The 17,133-nt window shown below is 63.4% G+C and carries 15 protein-coding genes; 6 read left to right on the top strand and 9 right to left on the bottom strand.

Going from position 1 to position 17,133, the window contains the following annotated elements; all coding sequences use genetic code 11:
- Positions 1-8: 8 nt before the first annotated feature.
- Positions 9-359, bottom strand: coding sequence for a hypothetical protein (locus A4A58_RS08125; RefSeq protein ID WP_068730979.1), 351 nt, complete (start codon positions 357-359; stop codon positions 9-11).
- Between the two features lie 222 nt (positions 360-581).
- Between A4A58_RS08125 and A4A58_RS08120 the strand changes: the two genes are divergently transcribed.
- Both A4A58_RS08120 and A4A58_RS08115 read left to right on the top strand, forming a co-directional pair.
- Positions 582-1,223, top strand: a complete 642-nt coding sequence (locus A4A58_RS08120) for a hypothetical protein (protein WP_081421776.1) — start codon at positions 582-584, stop codon at positions 1,221-1,223.
- A 70-nt stretch (positions 1,224-1,293) separates the two neighbouring features.
- Positions 1,294-2,145 (top strand): metallophosphoesterase family protein, encoded by an 852-nt coding sequence (locus A4A58_RS08115; RefSeq protein ID WP_068730978.1) that lies wholly within the window; start codon positions 1,294-1,296, stop codon positions 2,143-2,145.
- Between the two features lie 25 nt (positions 2,146-2,170).
- Here the strand turns inward: A4A58_RS08115 and A4A58_RS08110 are convergent, their stop codons facing one another.
- The 4 genes from A4A58_RS08110 to A4A58_RS08095 form a co-directional block, all read right to left on the bottom strand.
- Entirely contained in the window at positions 2,171-3,193 is a 1,023-nt protein-coding gene (locus A4A58_RS08110) for an NADP-dependent oxidoreductase (protein ID WP_068731112.1), read from the bottom strand.
- Positions 3,194-3,280: 87 nt separating this feature from the next.
- A complete protein-coding gene (locus A4A58_RS08105; protein WP_068730977.1) occupies positions 3,281-3,907 on the bottom strand; it encodes a hypothetical protein in 627 nt (208 codons plus the stop codon).
- Between the two features lie 246 nt (positions 3,908-4,153).
- Positions 4,154-5,641, bottom strand: a complete 1,488-nt coding sequence (guaB, locus tag A4A58_RS08100; RefSeq protein ID WP_068731111.1) for an IMP dehydrogenase — start codon at positions 5,639-5,641, stop codon at positions 4,154-4,156.
- 219 nt (positions 5,642-5,860) lie between these two features.
- Positions 5,861-6,700, bottom strand: a complete 840-nt coding sequence (locus tag A4A58_RS08095; RefSeq protein ID WP_068730976.1) for an SDR family oxidoreductase — start codon at positions 6,698-6,700, stop codon at positions 5,861-5,863.
- 111 nt (positions 6,701-6,811) lie between these two features.
- Between A4A58_RS08095 and A4A58_RS08090 the strand changes: the two genes are divergently transcribed.
- The 3 genes from A4A58_RS08090 to A4A58_RS08080 all read left to right on the top strand — a co-directional run bounded on the left by A4A58_RS08090 (position 6,812) and on the right by A4A58_RS08080 (position 9,614).
- Complete coding sequence (locus tag A4A58_RS08090) at positions 6,812-7,705, top strand: LysR family transcriptional regulator (protein WP_068730975.1); 894 nt, start codon at positions 6,812-6,814, stop codon at positions 7,703-7,705.
- Between the two features lie 166 nt (positions 7,706-7,871).
- A complete protein-coding gene (locus A4A58_RS08085) occupies positions 7,872-9,347 on the top strand; it encodes an MFS transporter (protein WP_068730974.1) in 1,476 nt (491 codons plus the stop codon).
- Positions 9,348-9,350: 3 nt separating this feature from the next.
- Positions 9,351-9,614: a hypothetical protein gene (locus A4A58_RS08080; RefSeq protein ID WP_244499698.1), complete on the top strand. Its 264-nt coding sequence runs from the start codon at positions 9,351-9,353 to the stop codon at positions 9,612-9,614.
- 12 nt (positions 9,615-9,626) lie between these two features.
- On the opposite strand, the gene A4A58_RS08075 is transcribed toward A4A58_RS08080, so the two are convergent.
- The gene (locus tag A4A58_RS08075) at positions 9,627-10,337 is read right to left on the bottom strand and encodes an RlmE family RNA methyltransferase (RefSeq protein WP_068730972.1); all 711 of its coding nucleotides are present in this window, start codon (positions 10,335-10,337) and stop codon (positions 9,627-9,629) included.
- A 90-nt stretch (positions 10,338-10,427) separates the two neighbouring features.
- The gene (locus A4A58_RS08070) at positions 10,428-11,492 is read right to left on the bottom strand and encodes a Ppx/GppA phosphatase family protein (RefSeq protein ID WP_068730971.1); all 1,065 of its coding nucleotides are present in this window, start codon (positions 11,490-11,492) and stop codon (positions 10,428-10,430) included.
- Positions 11,493-11,709: 217 nt separating this feature from the next.
- On the opposite strand from A4A58_RS08070, the gene A4A58_RS08065 reads away from it, so the two are divergent.
- Positions 11,710-14,082 carry a xanthine dehydrogenase family protein molybdopterin-binding subunit gene (locus tag A4A58_RS08065; RefSeq protein ID WP_068730970.1) on the top strand — a complete coding sequence of 791 codons (2,373 nt, stop codon included), beginning with the start codon at positions 11,710-11,712 and terminating at the stop codon, positions 14,080-14,082.
- An 87-nt stretch (positions 14,083-14,169) separates the two neighbouring features.
- On the opposite strand, the gene A4A58_RS08060 is transcribed toward A4A58_RS08065, so the two are convergent.
- The gene (locus tag A4A58_RS08060; RefSeq protein ID WP_068730969.1) at positions 14,170-14,613 is read right to left on the bottom strand and encodes a hypothetical protein; all 444 of its coding nucleotides are present in this window, start codon (positions 14,611-14,613) and stop codon (positions 14,170-14,172) included.
- 80 nt (positions 14,614-14,693) lie between these two features.
- Positions 14,694-16,814 (bottom strand): sodium-translocating pyrophosphatase, encoded by a 2,121-nt coding sequence (locus A4A58_RS08055; protein ID WP_068730968.1) that lies wholly within the window; start codon positions 16,812-16,814, stop codon positions 14,694-14,696.
- Positions 16,815-17,133: the final 319 nt, after the last annotated feature.

Below are 17,133 nucleotides of genomic sequence, written 5' to 3'. Positions count from 1 at the left end.
GCTCCCGATCAGATCAGGAGAAGCATCCGTAGCGCGAAGTAGAACCACATCGCCAACAACACAAGCGCGCTGGCGAGCCAGGCCTGCGATCCCCGGCTGCCGGCAATGAATCCGGCGCTCACAAAGCGGGCGATGACGAAGATCCAGGACAGGCAGACCAGCACCAGATCGATCTTGCGCAGCGGCAGGCCGATGGCGATCAGCGCGTAGAACAGCAGGTCGAGCTGCGGAGCGGTATTCGGCAGGTCACCGGCGTCGTTGCGGCTCAGCAGGCCACCGCGCCGGCCGGTCCAGAAGAACATACCCAGCGTAATCGCCACCAGTACGAAGACCGGCAACAAAACCCATTGAATCGACATTGAAATTTCCTCAGCCCGGGGAATTCAGAGCCGCGCGGCACCCCGCTCGCGCTACAGACCCGCCCCTTAGAACATGACGATTAACCAGCCCAAGAGTTCCATATCGGTTCCATGCAGGTTCCGTTTCGGGTTCCATTGAACCGGCTGGGCGGCCCTCGACACCCATTTGCAGGCGCTGCCCGGCGGCGCGCCCCCTCAAGAGCTCTGCCCGAGTGCCCTGCCATGGCCTATCTCGACGCTCTCTTTGCGATGCTGACGCCCGGCGACCCTGACAGCTGGGCCGGCCTCATGATGTCCACGCTGGCCGGCGCCGCCGCGGCACTTGCCGTGGCCATCCTGCTGAACCTCTATTTCAGCGCCCGCTATCGCTCGGTCCATGACGTGGTCCGGCATGGCGTCGCCACGCTGGCGGTGCTCGGCCTGCTGGCCTTCGCCGTCACCGACATGCGCCACACGGCGCTGGGCTATCTCGGCATCAACCCGACTCGCCCCGCGGTCGAATTCGAAATCCGCCTGCCCGATGCTGTCGCAGCCAAGATCAACGCGGAGGCCACGCAGATCGAACTCCACACCGACCGCAATCAGGCGCTCGCCGCCATCAGCGAAGGCCCGACCTTTACGAATAAAGGCGAGAGCGTTCTCAAGGGCACGGTGGCGCTGAAATTTCGCACCGCGCAGCGTGTGATGATCGTGAATGTGCCCGGCGAAGCGCCGCTGATCTTCAAGCTGCGGCTCGCCGCAAGCCCGAGCCACTCGGCCGAATTCAGCCCATGGCATCTGGTCGATCAAGTGAGCGCCCCAGCCAGTGCAGGCAAGACGCCCCGCGCCAACGACGGCTATGCAATCAGATATCGCGTGATCTAACCTTTCGGTCGCGCGAGCCATCTGGCTGACATCCGGGACGGCTACACTCCCCACCAGAGGAGTTCCCGCCATGTCCGAATTCCGCTTGATCCAGATCACCGATACGCATCTCAGCGCTGACTTTCCGCAATTCGTCGCAAATTTCCAGCGCGTCTGCGCGTTCATCGACGCGGCAAAGCCTGACCTCGTCATCAATAGCGGCGACCTCGCCTTCGACGGCCCAGGCCGGCCCGATGACCTGGCCTTCGCCAGATCACTGCATGACGCCCTTCCCATCGCCTGCCGCTATCTGCCGGGCAATCACGACATCGGCGACAATCCGACTCTGGTCGCCCCGCCGCCGGCCCAACTGATTTCCGAGCAGAACCGGCAGGCATTTGTCTCGGTCTTTGGACACGACCACTGGCGCTTCAACGCGGCCGGCTGGTGTTTCATCGGTCTGAACTCGCTGATCATGAATAGCGGGCTCGCTTGCGAAGAGGAGCAGTTCGACTGGCTTGCCTCGCAACTGGCGGGCCTGAACGGACGACCGCTCGCGCTGTTCATCCACAAGCCGCTATTTCTGAATGCCCCAGACGATCCGGAACTGGCCGCGACGTCGATCCGCTATGTCCCGATGCCGGCGCGCCGCCGTCTCATTGATCTGCTTGATCGCGTCGATCTGCGGCTTGTCGCCTGCGGCCATGTGCACCAGCGGCGCGACTACACATGGCGCGGCGTCAGGCACATCTGGGCGCCCTCGAGCAGTTTCATCATTCGTCCGGAGGACAAGCAGGCGACGATTGGCGTCAAGGAAGTCGGGCTCGTAGAATACAGTTTCCAGCCCGACAGCTTTAAAGTTCATCACAGCCGCGCGCCGGGCCAGACCGACATCGATCTGTTCAGCGTCATCACTGCGGATGGCACAGCGCGCCCGCAGTGATGACAGCCTTGAAGGCGTATCCGCCTTACGCCTTGTCTGCGCCGACACGCACCAACTGCTTGCCGAAATTCGCGCCCTTCAGCAGTCCCATGAACGCCGTCGGCGCGTTGTCGAGACCCTCGGTCACGTGCTCCTTGTACTTCACCTTGCCCTCGCGCACCCATTGCGACATGTCGCGCAGGAAATCGCCATGCATCGACGCGAAGTCGCGCACGATGAATCCGCGGAAGTTGAGACGCTTGGTGAGGACGTTGCGCATCATCGCGCCGGCCCATTTCGGCGCCTCCGACGTCGTATCGTTGTACTGCGCGATCAGTCCACACACGGGAATGCGCGCGAAGAAATTCAGCAGTGGAAACACCGCTTCAAACACAGCGCCGCCGACATTCTCGAAATACACATCGATGCCGTTAGGGCACGCGGCCTTCAGCTTCGCCGGAAAATCCGGATCGCGATGATCGAGGCATTCGTCGAAGCCAAGCTCTTCCTTCACATAACGGCACTTGTCGGCACCGCCGGCGATGCCGATCGCACGTGCGCCCTTGATCTTCGCGATCTGGCCGACCGCAGAGCCGACCGCGCCCGAGGCCGCGGCCACGACCACGGTCTCACCGGCCTGCGGATTTCCAATGGCAAGCAGGCCGGTATAGGCGGTCATGCCCGGCATGCCGAGAATGCCGACGGCGGTCGAGATCGGCGCGAGCTTCGGATCGAGCTTGCGCAAGCCCTTGCCGTCCGAAATCGCATGGGTCTGCCAGCCGGCATGGGCCAGCACGATATCGCCCTTGGCAAAACCCGGATTGTTCGAGGCGATCACCTCGCACACGGTGCCGCCTTCCATCACACCATCCACCGGCACCGGCGCGGCATAGGACGGGCCGTCATTCATGCGCCCGCGCATATAGGGATCGAGCGACAGCCAGATCGTGCGCAGCAGCACTTCGCCCTCACCCGGCGTCGGCACCACATAATCCTCGACACGGAAATTCGATGGGCCGGGCTCACCGTGCGGGCGCGATGCGAGAACGACGCGTTTGGCTGCTGACATGGGACTTCTCCGTTTCTCTTTCTTGATCGCAAAAAAATGCGGCGCGCGATGATCGCGCGCCGCATTCAAAACGTAAACCGGCAAATATCAGGCAGTGATCTTCGCCAGCACCTTGTCGAATGCTGCAGCAGCACTGTCGAGATCCTTGAAGGACAGACCGCCGTCGGCCGACTGCTTCTGCGCCGCCGTTGCCGTCGGACGGATTTCAGCCACCGGCTTGCCGCCGTCGAGCATCGTCAGCGGCGCGATGACCTGAAACTCATGCGTCTCGATCGGCTGATCCTTGAGCAGGAACACGCTGAGCGACGCGATATCCGTGCCGCGGCGATAGGAGATGTAGCGATCCACTGCGACCGAGCCGTCGCGCTGCATGCCGCCGAGCTTGGCATGGCCATCAGAGCCGAGCAGCTTGTGCGCCTTGAAGCCCTTCACGCCTTCGGACTTCGCCTTGGCAGTCGCTTCGGAGAGATCGTATTTCTCGGCCATCGCCTTGCCGACGGTTGCGAGCTCCGCCGACATGTCATGCTCGAACTGCTTGGCCTCGCTGCGCGGCTGGCCGATCCTGCGTGGCTTGTCGGCATTACGCTTGGCGAGCTCGGTGGTGCAAAGCTCGACCAGCGCCGTGACCTCGCGGCGTGTGGCGTTCTCACGCAGGTTTTTCAGTTGTGCGGTGTCGAGAGCCGCAATGCGTTCGTCCGTCCATTCAATGGCCATAGTATCCAACGTTCTTTTCTGCGGGTGTTACTTCGACGCGTGACGAGGTCATTGTCGAAAATGAGCATCACAACGCGACGCGGAGCCAAGCTCCGCCGCCGGGTTTGTCCGGCCCTGGAAATCCATATCGGGACATCCATGGCCGACAGCGCACGTGACGCGCGAACAATAGCGCGTTTTCGCCGATCTGTGGGGCTCAATTTAGGCAGCGATGCCTATGCGGCACCGCAATAGTGCCTGATATAGTTAAGCTCCGCCCGGGTAATTCGGGCTTTCGCGGGTAATCGTCACGTCATGCACGTGACTTTCACGCAGTCCGGCGCTGGTGATGCGGACGAATTCTGCCTTGTCGTGGAATTCGGTCAGTGTCTTGGCGCCCACATAGCCCATGGCGGCGCGCAAGCCACCGGCGAGCTGATGCATCACATTGGCCACCGGGCCCTTATAGGGCACCTGCCCCTCGATGCCTTCCGGCACGAGCTTCAGCGTGTCCTTGATGTCCTGCTGGAAGTAGCGATCCGCCGAACCGCGGGCCATGGCGCCCACCGAGCCCATGCCGCGATAGGCCTTGTAGGAACGGCCCTGCCACAGGAACACTTCGCCGGGGGTCTCGTCGGTGCCCGCGAGCAACGAGCCGACCATGGCAATGTCAGCGCCGGCAGCGAGCGCCTTGGCGAGATCGCCCGAGAATTTGATGCCGCCGTCGGCGATGATCGGAATGTTGTGCTTCTTCGCGGCTTCCACCGCATCCATGATCGCGGTGAGTTGCGGCACGCCGACGCCGGCGACGATGCGTGTAGTGCAGATCGAGCCCGGACCGATGCCGACCTTGATCGCATCCGCGCCCGCATCGATCAGCGCCTGCGCGCCTTCGGTGGTGGCGATGTTGCCGGCGATCACCTGCACGGAGTTCGAAATCTTCTTGATGCGCGTCACGGCTTCCAGCACGCGCATCGAATGGCCATGCGCGGTATCGACGACAACGACATCGACGCCGGCATCGATCAGACGCTCGGTGCGCTCGAAACCGCCCTCGCCCACGGTGGTCGCAGCGGCGACGCGCAGACGGCCCTGTGCATCCTTGCTGGCAAGGGGATGCGCGACAGCCTTGTCCATGTCCTTCACGGTGATCAGGCCGACGCAGCGATACTGATCGTCGACGACGAGCAGCTTCTCGATGCGATGCTTGTGCAGCATGCGCTTGGCTTCATCCTGGCTGACGCCTTCGCGCACGGTCACGAGATTCTCGTGCGTCATCAGTTCGGAAATTTTCTGGTTCGGATTGCTGGCGAAGCGCACGTCGCGATTGGTGAGGATGCCGACCAGCTTGCCGGGGACGTCCTTGCTCGCACCGGTGACGACAGGAATGCCGGAGAAGCCGTGCTCGCTCATCAGCGTCAGCGCTTCGGCCAGCTTGGCATCGGGGCCGATGGTCAGCGGATTCACCACCATGCCGGACTCGTACTTCTTGACCTGGCGCACCTGGGCAGCCTGGCCTTCCGGATCGAAGTTGCGGTGGATCACGCCGAGACCGCCGGCCTGCGCCATAGCGATCGCCATGCGGGCCTCGGTGACGGTATGCATCGCCGATGCGATGATCGGAATATTGAGCGGAATGGCACGGGTGGCGTGGGAGCGGATATCGGCGTCGGAAGGCAGGATGTCCGACAGGCCGGGCTTCAGCAGAACGTCATCGAACGTGTAAGCTTCGCGGATCTTCTGAACGACTGCCATTGCCAACTCCATGCGGCGTCCCTTTATCAGGGCGCGGTAGAACCTCGGATGCGTCGATCGAACGCGGTGCGGGACACCGTCGTCGAATCTGACCTCATCGGTAGGATTGGCGGTGGTCGATAGCACGCTGCTGCGCGAAATCAAAGCGTTTGGCAGCCATGCACAGGCATTTTGGGGCCAGCGGCGCCGGTATCGGCGCCGCCTCCCGTCACGACTTCGTCATGCGCCGGCATCGGTGGCGAGCGCAATGTCTTTCTGGGCATCGAGCGCAGCTAGGCGCTCTACCAGCGCAGCGCGAACCATCGTGTAGGTGTCGCTGCCAAGCGCCAGCCGGCGCGGCGCCGGGCTGCGCGCGGCACAGTCGATCATCGCCTGCGCCATTTTCGAGGCGTCACCCACCACCGGAAACATATTGGCCGCAAAGGCCCGCCGGATCTCACCGGCCGGCGTCGCGTCATAGGCCGGCGTCGGCGGCGCGGCGACGAGGCTGCTGCCGAAGTCGGTCTGGGTTGCTCCCGGCTCGACCAGCGTCAGCGCGATGTTGAACGGGGCCACTTCCTGCGCGACGGCTTCGACGAAGCCTTCGATGCCCCATTTGCTGGCATGGTAGAGGCCGAGCGCCGGGAACGCGATCTGCCCGCCAGCCGACGACAGCTGCAGGATCCGGCCGCCGCCCTGCGCCCGCAGATGCGGCAAGGCTGCGCGGATCACCTGGATCGAGCCGATCAGGTTGGTATCGATCTGGTGCCGGATCTGATCGTCGCTGACTTCTTCGCCGGCGCCCACCAGCCCATAGCCGGCATTGTTGACGACGACGTCGATGCGGCCGAGCTCGGCAAAAGCGCGGTCCACGACGCCGCGCACGGCGGCGGTGTCGGTGACATCAAGCGTGGCGATCCAGAGCCGGTCGCCATATTGCGCCTTCAGATCGTCCAGCGCGTTGAGCTTGCGCAGCGTCGCCGCGACGCGATCGCCGCGGGCCAGCAGTTGTTCGGTGAGCGCACGGCCGAAGCCGGATGAGGTGCCGGTGATGAACCAGGTGGCGGAGGAATTCGTCATGGGAAGCTCCTTGGGTTGGGGGCGCCAGTGCGACGGCCTCCCCGATCAAGGTAGACGTCCCATTTCATGGGTATATACCATTAATCTTAGATGACTTGATGAGAACAACCCATGAATGAGAAGCCCTCGCTGGGCGACCTGACCGCCCTCGCAGCCATCGCGGCACACCGCAGTTTTCGCAAGGCCGCCGACGAACTCGGCCTCAAGCCTTCGACGCTCAGCCACATGATGCGGGTGCTGGAGCAAAATCTCGGCGTCCGGCTGCTGAACCGGACCACGCGCAGCGTCGCCCCGACCGAGGCGGGTGAACGGCTCGTCGCCCGGCTACAGCCGGTGCTGCGCGACCTCGACGCGGCCCTGCAGGAGATCGACGATTTTCGCGGCAGGCCCAGCGGCACCCTGCGGATCAACGCGCACGAGGCCTCTGCTCGCCTGCTGATGCGGTCAGTCGTGCCGACCTTCCTCGCACGACATCCCGAGATGGCGTTGGACCTGGTCACCGAAGGTCGGCTGATCGATATCGTCGCCGAAGGTTTTGACGCCGGCATCCGGCTTGGCGAAGCGGTGCCGCAGGACATGATCGCGGTCCGCTTCGGCGGCGAGACTCGTTTTGTCGCCATGGCATCGCCCGCCTATCTGAAGACGCGCAAGCCACCGCGAACGCCTGATGACCTTAAGGACCACAATTGCATTCGTCTGCGCCTGCCGAGCGGAAAGCTGTATCGCTGGGAGTTCGAGAAGCGCGGCCAGGAAATGACCATCGACGTGCCAGGCGCGCTCACCCTCGACAATATCGAGCTGATGATCGAGGCCGCCATCGACGGGCTCGGCATCGCCTATGTCCCGATCCATTCCGTGCGCGCGCATCTCGACAGCGGCCGCCTCGTTGGCACGCTTGACGACTGGTGCCCGACGATCCCTGGCCTGTTCATCTATTATCCCGGCCACCGCCACGTGCCGCCGGGACTGCGTGCCTTCCTCGATGTGGTCAAGGAAGTCGGATGACATCGCCGGGTATCGCAACACCTGATGCGCCTCACGCAAGGTTTAGCAGCGTCCCGTTCCAGCCCGATGGCTGCTCCAGGGACATGGTGTTAAAGCGCGCCTGCACGCGCCACCGACAGAGTCGCGACGATTTCGCCTGCCGAAATAATCGGGAACCAGAGATCTGATGACCAAAGAACGCCTGATCCCGCTCATCGTCGCCTCCGCCCTGTTCATGGAAAACATGGACTCCACCGTGATCGCGACCTCACTGCCAGCCATCGCCGCCGATATCGGCACCAGTCCGCTGACGTTGAAGCTGGCGATCACCTCCTACCTGCTCTCGCTCGCGGTATTCATTCCGGCATCCGGCTGGACCGCCGACCGGTTCGGCGCGCGCGCCGTGTTCTCCATCGCCATCGGCGTGTTCATGATCGGCTCGATCGGCTGCGCGCTGTCGCAATCGGTCACGCATTTCGTCATCGCCCGTATCATCCAGGGTCTCGGCGGCGCGATGATGACGCCGGTAGGACGCCTCGTGCTGCTACGTTCCATCGACAAGAGTGCGCTCGTCAGTGCCATGGCGTGGATGACGGTGCCGGCGCTGATCGGCCCGGTGATCGGGCCGCCACTGGGCGGTTTCATCACCACCTACTTCTCGTGGCACTGGATCTTCCTGATCAATATCCCGATCGGCTGCCTCGGCATCTATCTGGCGTTGCGCTTCATCGATCCGATCCGCTCGGAGGATCCGGAGCGCTTCGATCTGCTGGGTCTGGTGCTGGCCGGCGTTGGCCTCGCCGGCATTGCCTTCGGCCTCTCGGTCGCGGGCCTCAATCTGCTGCCATGGCCGATCATCGCCGCACTGGTCGGCGTCGGCACAGTGTCGATGACCCTCTACGTGATCCACGCCCGGCGCACGGCATCTCCGGTGTTGGACTTCTCGCTGATGCGGCTGGTGACCTTGCGCGCCGCCATCATCGGCGGCTTCCTGTTCCGGCTCGGCATCGGCGCGTTGCCTTTCCTGCTGCCGCTATTGATGCAGGTCGGCTTCGGCCTGTCGCCGTTCCAGTCAGGCATGGTGACCTTCGGCTCGGCGGTGGGTGCCATGGGCATGAAGACATTGGCGGCGCGCATCATCCGCGCCTTCGGCTTCCGCAATGTGATGACCGTCAATGCCGTGGTGAGTTCGGTATTCCTAGCCGCCTGTGCGCTGTTCACGGTGACCACGCCGCTGATGCTGATTTTGATCATCCTGGTGGTCGGCGGTTTCTTCCGCTCGCTCGAATTCACCGCCATCAATACGGTCGCCTATGCCGAGGTGGAGACAGCACAGATGAGCCGCGCCACCACGCTGGTCAGCGTCAACCAGCAGTTGTCGATCTCCGCCGGCGTCGCGATCGGTGCGTTCTCTGTGGAATCCACCATGGTGATGCGCGGCATGACCGAATTGTCCGCCGCCGATTTTGCACCGGCCTTCCTCGTGGTGTCCGTGATCTCGGCAGCCTCGGCCTGGTTCTTCTGGCAGATGCCGGACGACGCCGGCCATGAGATCTCCGGCCGCAAGGTGATCGATATCGCCAGCCGCAAGGGCGAGGCAAAAGCCGCCGTCAAGGCGGCCAACGAAGGCACCGCGGATGCCAGGGATCAAAAGCTGGGGTGAGTTGTGACGCGCTCGCAATGGGCCATGGGTCTCGCCACGATCGTCCTCACGATCATCGCCGGCGTCATGTCGTTCGATTATGTGAACAGACGATTTCCGCCGAAGCCCGCGCCGGTTGAGCAGGTGACCGAGCAGGACGCCAAAGCGCAGACCGATCCGGCTGCCGTCAAACCACCGGGCGTCTGCGTCGAGCGTGATGGATCATGGCGCAACTGGTCATGGCCGAACGTGCCGATGCTGTCGCCGAAATGCGAGAGCGCGAAGTGAACAACTGCTCGATCAGTTGTCGTGCTCACCGAGCCGGTGATCGCCCGCCACGCCGCGAAAACCCATCGCCAGCACGTAGCGCTCCGAGGAGTCCTTGCGGCTCGCAGCCGGCTTCACATGTTTCACTGTCGCGAAGTCGCGCTTGAGCTGGGTCATCAGCGTGGCGTCGGCGCCGCTCTGGAACACCTTGGCGACGAAGGTGCCGCCGGGCTTGAGCACGTCGGCGGCGAAGGCCGCAGCGTCCTCGACGAGGCCGACGATACGGAGCTGATCGGTCTTGCGATGGCCGGTGGTATTGGCCGCCATGTCGGACATCACCACATCGGCGAGCCCGCCCATCATCGCCTTCAATCTGTCGGGCGCATCATTGTCGAGAAAGTCCATCTGGGCGAAGGTCACGCCGACGATCTCCGGCATTTCCAGAAGATCGATGGCCACCACCTGCCCCTTGCCCTCGGCCGAGCCAACGCGCCGCGCCGCGATCTGGCTCCAGCCGCCAGGCGCAGCGCCGAGATCGACCACCGACAGGCCGGGCTTCAGGAAGCGGTACTTGTCGTCGATTTCGATGATCTTGTAGGCCGCGCGCGAACGCAGGCCGTCCTTCTTGGCCTGCTGCACATAGGGGTCATTGAGCTGGCGGTCGAGCCAGAGCTTCGACGACAGTTTCATTCTGCCGGCGCTCTTGACCTGGATCCGCAGGCGTCCGGTGGTGTCTTTGGCCATGGTCTCGTGCTTGCTTTCAGCTATTCGCGTCTCCCTTAGCACGGCATGGCGGGAAACCCGAATATTCGCTCTGAATCGGGGAAATCAGGCTCAGGAGGCGCGGATCGCGCCGTCTTCGCGCATCATTTCCACCAGCATGCCCTCGCGCAGCCCCCGATCCGCCACACGCAGCCGCGGCAGCGGGAACGCGTTGCGGATGGCGTCCAGAATGGCACAGCCACACAGCACCAGATCGGCACGGTCCGGGCCGATACACTGGTTGGCGGCGCGTTCCGCATAGGTCATGTCGAGTAATCTGGCGATGGTCTCGTCGAGCTCGGCATTGCTGAGCCAGATGCCGTCGATGCGGCGGCGATCGTAGCGCGCAAGGCCCTGATAGACGCCGGCCAGCGTGGTCACCGTACCCGAGGTGCCCAGCATGTGCATGCCGTCGAGATCGCCGGCATGTTCGGCCGCGAACGGCGCCACATGTCTGGCGACCTCCGCGATCATCTGCGTGTAGCTGTCCCGGGTCACGTGCTTGCCGCCGAATTTCTCGGCCAGCGTCACGACGCCAAGCGGGATCGACATCCACGCCTTGATCAGCGGTTTGCCCAAGGGATCCGTGGGATCACGTTCGATGCGCACCAGTTCCGACGAGCCGCCGCCGATATCGAACAGGATGGCGCCGCGGCCCTGCGGATCGATCAGCGGCGAGCAGCCGATCACGGCCAGCGCCGCTTCGGTCTCGCGGTCGATGACCTCCAGCGTGATGCCGGTCTCGCGCGCCACCTGGTCGAGAAACGCATCCGAATTAGATGCCGCCCGGCAGGCCTCGGTTGCGATCAGCCGCAGCCGCTGTGCGTCCCGCGCGCGGATCTTGTCACGGCAGATGCTGAGCGCCGAGATCGCCCGGGCAATCGCAGCGTCGCTGATCACGCCGGATGTCGAGACGCCTTCGCCCAGCCGGATGATCCGCGAAAACGAATCGACCACGCGAAAGCTGTCGCCCGTGGGACAGGCGATCAGCAGGCGACAATTATTGGTTCCGAGATCGAGCGCGGCATAGGTGTTGGCGCATGCGGCTTCGCGCCCGCCGTCGGCCAGTGCCGCAACCAATCCCTGCACACCCTCGCCCGGCCCGTGGCCGCCGCGAAGCCGCGTGTCATCATCCATTCAATCTGTCTTTCCGCGACCGTTCCGGCCGGCATGGAAACCTTCTTGGAAATATCTTTCACGGAAAGTTTAGCAGGGCACGGGATCAGCGCAACCTTGGCGCAGCCCCATGCTCAATCGTGCGTTGTCGTACAGCTAACGCTGCCATATCTCAGGGGCTCCCAGGGGCGCGAAACCGCGCCAAATCCTGGAATCATCCACATTTGATGGATTCATCATGCAAGATTTTACCGGATCGCCCATCGATAACGCTATCGCCATGCAGAAATACGGCGTCGGCCAGCCTGTCCGCCGCAAGGAGGACGACACCCTCGTCCGCGGCAAAGGCAAATATACCGACGACGTCAACCTGCCCGGCCAGCTCTATGCCTGGATCGTCCGCAGTCCCCATGCCCATGGCGTGATCCGCGGCATCGATACCGAGGCTGCCCGGGCGATGCCCGGCGTGCGCGGCGTCTGGACCGGACGGGATCTCGAAGCCGCCAATTATGGCCCCTTCACCTGCGGCTTGCCGCTCAAGAGCCAGGACGGCACCCCGCTGTTCCAGACCAATCGCCATGCTTTGATGACCGACAAGGTGCGCTATGTCGGCGACCCCGTCGCCTTCGTGGTGGCTGAAACAGTCGCGCAGGCGCGCGATGCCGCCGAAGCCGTCTTGCTCGATATCGACGCCCTGCCCGCCGTCACCGACTGCGAGGCCGCAACGAAGTCTGGCGCGCCGCAGCTCTACGATCACATCCCCAATAACGTCGCGCTCGACTATCACTATGGCGACACCGCCGCCGTCGAGGCCGCCTTTGCATCCGCCGCACATGTCACCAAACTCGACATCGAGAACACCCGCGTCGCGGTGGTGTCGATGGAACCGCGCTGCGCCCTCGCGACTTACGAGAAATCCGGCGGCCGCTACGTGATCCAGGTGCCGACCCAGGGCGTCGCCGGCAATCGCAACACACTCGCCAAGCAGCTCAACGTCGCACCCGACAAGGTCCGCATTCTCACCGGCAATGTCGGCGGATCGTTCGGCATGAAGAACATCAGCTATCCCGAATATATTTGCCTACTGCATGCGGCGAAGGAACTGGGCAAGCCGGTGAAGTGGCTCGACGAGCGCTCCTCCAGCTTCCTGTCCGACAGCCACGGCCGCGCGCAGGATATCCATGCCGAACTCGCCCTCGACAAGGACGGCAAGTTTCTCGCCGTGCGCCTGAAAGGCTATGGTAATCTCGGCGCCTATATCACCGGCGTGTCGCCGAGCCCGCTGTCCCTCAACACCGGCAAGAATCTCGCCAGCGTCTACAAGACGCCGCTGCTGTCGGTGGACATCAAATGCGTGCTCACCAACACCACGCTGATGGGCGCCTATCGCGGCGCCGGGCGCCCCGAGGCCAACTACTTCATGGAGCGCCTGATTGATCGCGCCGCCGACGAGATGGGCATCGACCGTTTCACCCTGCGTAAGCGCAACTTCATCAAGTCGTCGCAGCTGCCTTTCGCGGCCGCCTCCGGCGTCACCTATGACAGCGGCGATTTCCAGGGCGTATTCGAGAAGGCGCTGGAAATTTCCGATCACGCCGGCTTCGCCAGGCGCAAGAAGGACAGCCGCAAAAACGGCAAGCTGCGCGGCATTGCGGTGGGCTCCTATCTCGAAGTCACCGCGCCACCAGCGGGCGAACTCGGCAAACTGACCTTCGGCGACGACGGCACCGTGACGCTGACCACCGGCACGCTGGATTACGGCCAGGGCCACGCCACGCCCTTTGCGCAGGTGCTGTCGGCACAGCTCGGCGTGCCGTTCGACGCCATCCGGCTCGAGCAAAACGACAGCGATCTCGTCCGCATGGGCAACGGCACCGGCGGCTCGCGCTCGATCACTGCATCGGGCCAGGCCATCGTCGAAGCCTCGGACCTCGTCATCGCCAAGGGCAAGGCTGCCGCAGCTCATCTGATGGAAGCCTCCGAAGCCGATATCGAGTTCAAGGCCGGGCGCTTCACCATTGCCGGCACCGACCGCTCCATCGACATCATGGAGCTGTCGCAGCGTGTGCGCGAGGGCAAGATGCCCGAGGGTGCGCCGACCTCGCTCGACGTCGACCACACCTCGTCGGATGTGCCCTCAACTTTCCCGAACGGCTGTCATGTCGCCGAAGTCGAGATCGATCCCGACACCGGCGTGCTGACCATCGTCAATTACGCGGCGGTCAACGACTTCGGCACCATCGTCAATCCGATGATCGTCGCCGGCCAGCTACATGGCGGCGTCGCGCAGGGCATCGGCCAGGCGCTGATGGAGAAAGTCAGCTACGACGCATCGGGCCAGCCGATCACCGGCTCCTTCATGGATTATGCGATGCCCCGCGCCGGCGACATTCCGCTGATGCTGGTCGGCGATCATCCCTCGCCGGCGACGACCAACCCGCTGGGCACCAAAGGCTGCGGCGAAGCCGGCTGCGCCGGATCGCTCTGCACCATCGTCAATGCGGTGGTTGACGCGCTCAGCGACTACGGCGTCACCCATATCGACATGCCGCTGACCTCCGAGCGCATCTGGCGCGCCATCCAGGACGGCAAGCAGAGCAAGGCGGCGTAAGCCAGACCATCTCAACAAAAAGCCCCGCGATCGCATCGCGGGGCTTCTCTGTATCGTCTACGCTGACGCGCCGTGGCCGACAGCCCGCTAGCTCTTCGTCCCATACTTCCGCGCAAAATCCCGCCCGGAGCGCGCGATGCAGACCGCGGCCTGCCCCTGATACATCGAGCCCTCGTTCTTCTCCGCGATCTTGTTGCATTTCGCGCGTGCCTTCTCATAGGCAGCTTTGGTGGCGGCAACTGCCTTCGGCAAAAAGCGCGGTTCGCATTTCGACAGCACGATGTCGGACAGCGCATTGTCGCCGGACGAGCCGAGCTGACAGAGTTCAAGCAATCGGTACGCCCCCTCGCAGCTAAACTCGGTTTTCATCGCGGCGGTGACCGCCTGGGACAAACCACCTGCTTTCGTGATCGCGGCCTCGGAGACCGGGCATTGCTCGGCGGCGGAGGCCGATGCGCTAAAAGCAACGAGCAGTGCGACGGCTGCGAGAGAGTGACGAAAACGAACCCGACCATGGGGCGACGGCTGCATGTGGTCCTACCTGATCAAACGGACAAAGAAAAATCCCGCGGCTTGCGCCGCGGGATTTTTGCATTCGCTATCTCGGCCGTCTAGTGCGCGAGAATCGCCAGCAACAACAGCGCCACGATGTTGGTGATCTTGATCATAGGGTTCACCGCGGGGCCTGCCGTGTCCTTGTAGGGATCGCCGACGGTGTCGCCGGTCACTGCGGCCTTGTGGGCGTCGGAGCCCTTGCCGCCGAAGTGGCCGTCCTCGATATACTTCTTGGCATTGTCCCAGGCGCCGCCGCCCGAGGTCATCGAGATCGCCACGAACAGACCCGTGACGATCACGCCGAGCAGCATCGCGCCGACCGCCGAGAACGCCGCCGACTTGCCGACCGCACCACCGCCAGCGATGGCGTAGATGATGAAGAACACCACGATCGGTGACAGCACCGGGAGCAGCGACGGGATAATCATTTCCTTGATCGCTGCCTTGGTCAGCAGATCCACCGCGCGGCCATAATCCGGCTTGTCGGTGCCCTGCATGATGCCGGGCTTCTCGCGGAACTGACGACGCACTTCCTCGACGATGGCGCTGGCCGCACGGCCCACGGCCGTCATGCCCATCGCACCGAACAGGTAAGGCAGCAAACCGCCGAACAAGAGACCCACCACCACATACGGATTGGTCAGCGAGAAGTCCGGCAGCACGTCCTTGAAGTACGGATACTTCGCGGCATTGGCGATGAAGAATTTGAGGTCTTCATTGTAAGCCGCGAACAGCACCAGTGCGCCGAGGCCAGCCGAGCCGATGGCATAGCCCTTGGTGACCGCCTTGGTGGTGTTGCCGACCGCGTCGAGCGCGTCGGTGGCCTTGCGGACTTCCTTCGGCAGACCGGCCATTTCGGCAATGCCGCCGGCATTGTCGGTGACTGGACCGAAGGCATCGAGCGCCACGATCATGCCGGCCAGCGCCAGCATCGTCGTGGTGGCGATGGCGATGCCGAACAAGCCGGCAAGGCTGTAGGTGACGAGAATGCCGGCGATGATGACGATCGCCGGACCCGCCGTCGACTCCATCGAGATCGCCAGACCCTGGATCACATTGGTGCCGTGGCCGGTGACCGACGATTGCGCGATGGACTTCACCGGACGATAGTCGGTGCCGGTGTAGTATTCGGTGATCACGATGATCAGCGCCGTGACGACGAGGCCGGCGACGCCGCATTCGAACAGCGCCAGACCCGTATACTTCACGCCTGCCAGCGGACCGAAACCGATCAGCCAGTAGATCACGGCGGCAACGCCGAACAGTGACAACACGCCGGTGGCGATCAGGCCCTTGTACAGCGCGCCCATGATCGACTGGCTGGCACCGAGCTTGACGAAGAACGTGCCGGCAATCGATGTCAGGATGCAGATGCCGCCAATGGCGAGCGGCAGTGTCATCATGTTGACCAGCAATGGCGAACTCGCGAAGAAGATCGCGGCCAGAACCATGGTGGCGACCGCGGTCACCGCATAGGTCTCGAACAGGTCGGCGGCCATGCCGGCGCAGTCGCCGACATTGTCGCCGACATTGTCGGCGATCGTTGCCGGGTTGCGCGGATCGTCTTCGGGAATCCCGGCTTCGACCTTGCCGACGAGATCGCCGCCAACATCAGCGCCCTTGGTGAAGATCCCGCCGCCGAGACGCGCGAAGATCGAGATCAGCGACGCGCCGAAGCCGAGCGCCACCAGCGCATCGATCACGGTGCGGCTGTTGGCAGCGAGGCCGAGGGCGTGCGTGAGATAAGCGAAGTAGATGGTGACGCCGAGCAGCGCCAGACCCGCCACCAGCATGCCGGTGATCGCACCCGCCTTGAAGGCGAGTTCGAGGCCGCCGGCCAGCGAGATCGTCGCCGCCTGCGCGGTGCGGACATTGGCACGCACCGACACGTTCATGCCGATGAAGCCGGCTGCGCCCGACAGCACGGCACCGATCAGGAAGCCGAAGGCCACGAGCATGCCGAGGAAGTAAGCCAGCAGCGCGAAGATCACGACGCCGACGATGCCGATGGTGAGATATTGTCGCTTCAGATAGGCCTGTGCGCCCTCCCGCACAGCCTCTGCAATTTCCTGCATCCGTGCGTTACCCGCATCGGCCTTCAACACAGAACTCGTCGCCCAGATCGCGTAAACGATCGACAGTGCCCCGCAGAGCACGATCACCCACAATGCTGTCATGGAATCTGCCTCAGTCCTTCCTGCCCGGCGCCTTGTTATTTGGCGCATAAAAAGGAGGCCTGCCCAGCACGTGAGGACGGCCTCTCGTTTGATGAGCATGGCAAAATCGGTATCGCCGTGCAACGCTGCCAATGGGCTAATGCAGGATTTTTGGAGGGGATGTAGGGGGAAGAGGAACGCTGGTCTCTCAGATGTCATCCCCGCGAAGGCGGGGAGGTGGATTCCCACTCGAAGTGCAACAGCTGTCGAGCAAAGAGCTCAGCGGGGGTGTGCCAGTCAAGGCACTTTCGGGGTGTGCTGTTGTAAGCCAGAACGGCAT

The organism is Tardiphaga robiniae, from assembly GCF_001618955.1.
Lineage (GTDB): Bacteria > Pseudomonadota > Alphaproteobacteria > Rhizobiales > Xanthobacteraceae > Tardiphaga > Tardiphaga robiniae_A.
This window is presented reverse-complemented; position numbering and strand designations above follow the sequence as displayed.

Bases quoted from the DNA above. Each gene is read 5' to 3' on its own strand.
- A4A58_RS08120 (WP_081421776.1), top strand. From the start codon at position 582: ATGGCCTATCTCGACGCTCTCTTTGCGATGCTGACGCCCGGCGACCCT.
- A4A58_RS08105 (WP_068730977.1), bottom strand. From the start codon at position 3,907: ATGGCCATTGAATGGACGGACGAACGCATTGCGGCTCTCGACACCGCA.
- A4A58_RS08125 (WP_068730979.1), bottom strand. From the start codon at position 359: ATGTCGATTCAATGGGTTTTGTTGCCGGTCTTCGTACTGGTGGCGATT.
- A4A58_RS08060 (WP_068730969.1), bottom strand. From the start codon at position 14,613: ATGCAGCCGTCGCCCCATGGTCGGGTTCGTTTTCGTCACTCTCTCGCA.
- A4A58_RS08090 (WP_068730975.1), top strand. From the start codon at position 6,812: ATGAATGAGAAGCCCTCGCTGGGCGACCTGACCGCCCTCGCAGCCATC.
- A4A58_RS08110 (WP_068731112.1), bottom strand. From the start codon at position 3,193: ATGTCAGCAGCCAAACGCGTCGTTCTCGCATCGCGCCCGCACGGTGAG.
- A4A58_RS08115 (WP_068730978.1), top strand. From the start codon at position 1,294: ATGTCCGAATTCCGCTTGATCCAGATCACCGATACGCATCTCAGCGCT.
- A4A58_RS08075 (WP_068730972.1), bottom strand. From the start codon at position 10,337: ATGGCCAAAGACACCACCGGACGCCTGCGGATCCAGGTCAAGAGCGCC.
- A4A58_RS08085 (WP_068730974.1), top strand. From the start codon at position 7,872: ATGACCAAAGAACGCCTGATCCCGCTCATCGTCGCCTCCGCCCTGTTC.
- A4A58_RS08065 (WP_068730970.1), top strand. From the start codon at position 11,710: ATGCAAGATTTTACCGGATCGCCCATCGATAACGCTATCGCCATGCAG.
- A4A58_RS08095 (WP_068730976.1), bottom strand. From the start codon at position 6,700: ATGACGAATTCCTCCGCCACCTGGTTCATCACCGGCACCTCATCCGGC.
- A4A58_RS08055 (WP_068730968.1), bottom strand. From the start codon at position 16,814: ATGACAGCATTGTGGGTGATCGTGCTCTGCGGGGCACTGTCGATCGTT.
- guaB (WP_068731111.1), bottom strand. From the start codon at position 5,641: ATGGCAGTCGTTCAGAAGATCCGCGAAGCTTACACGTTCGATGACGTT.
- A4A58_RS08070 (WP_068730971.1), bottom strand. From the start codon at position 11,492: ATGGATGATGACACGCGGCTTCGCGGCGGCCACGGGCCGGGCGAGGGT.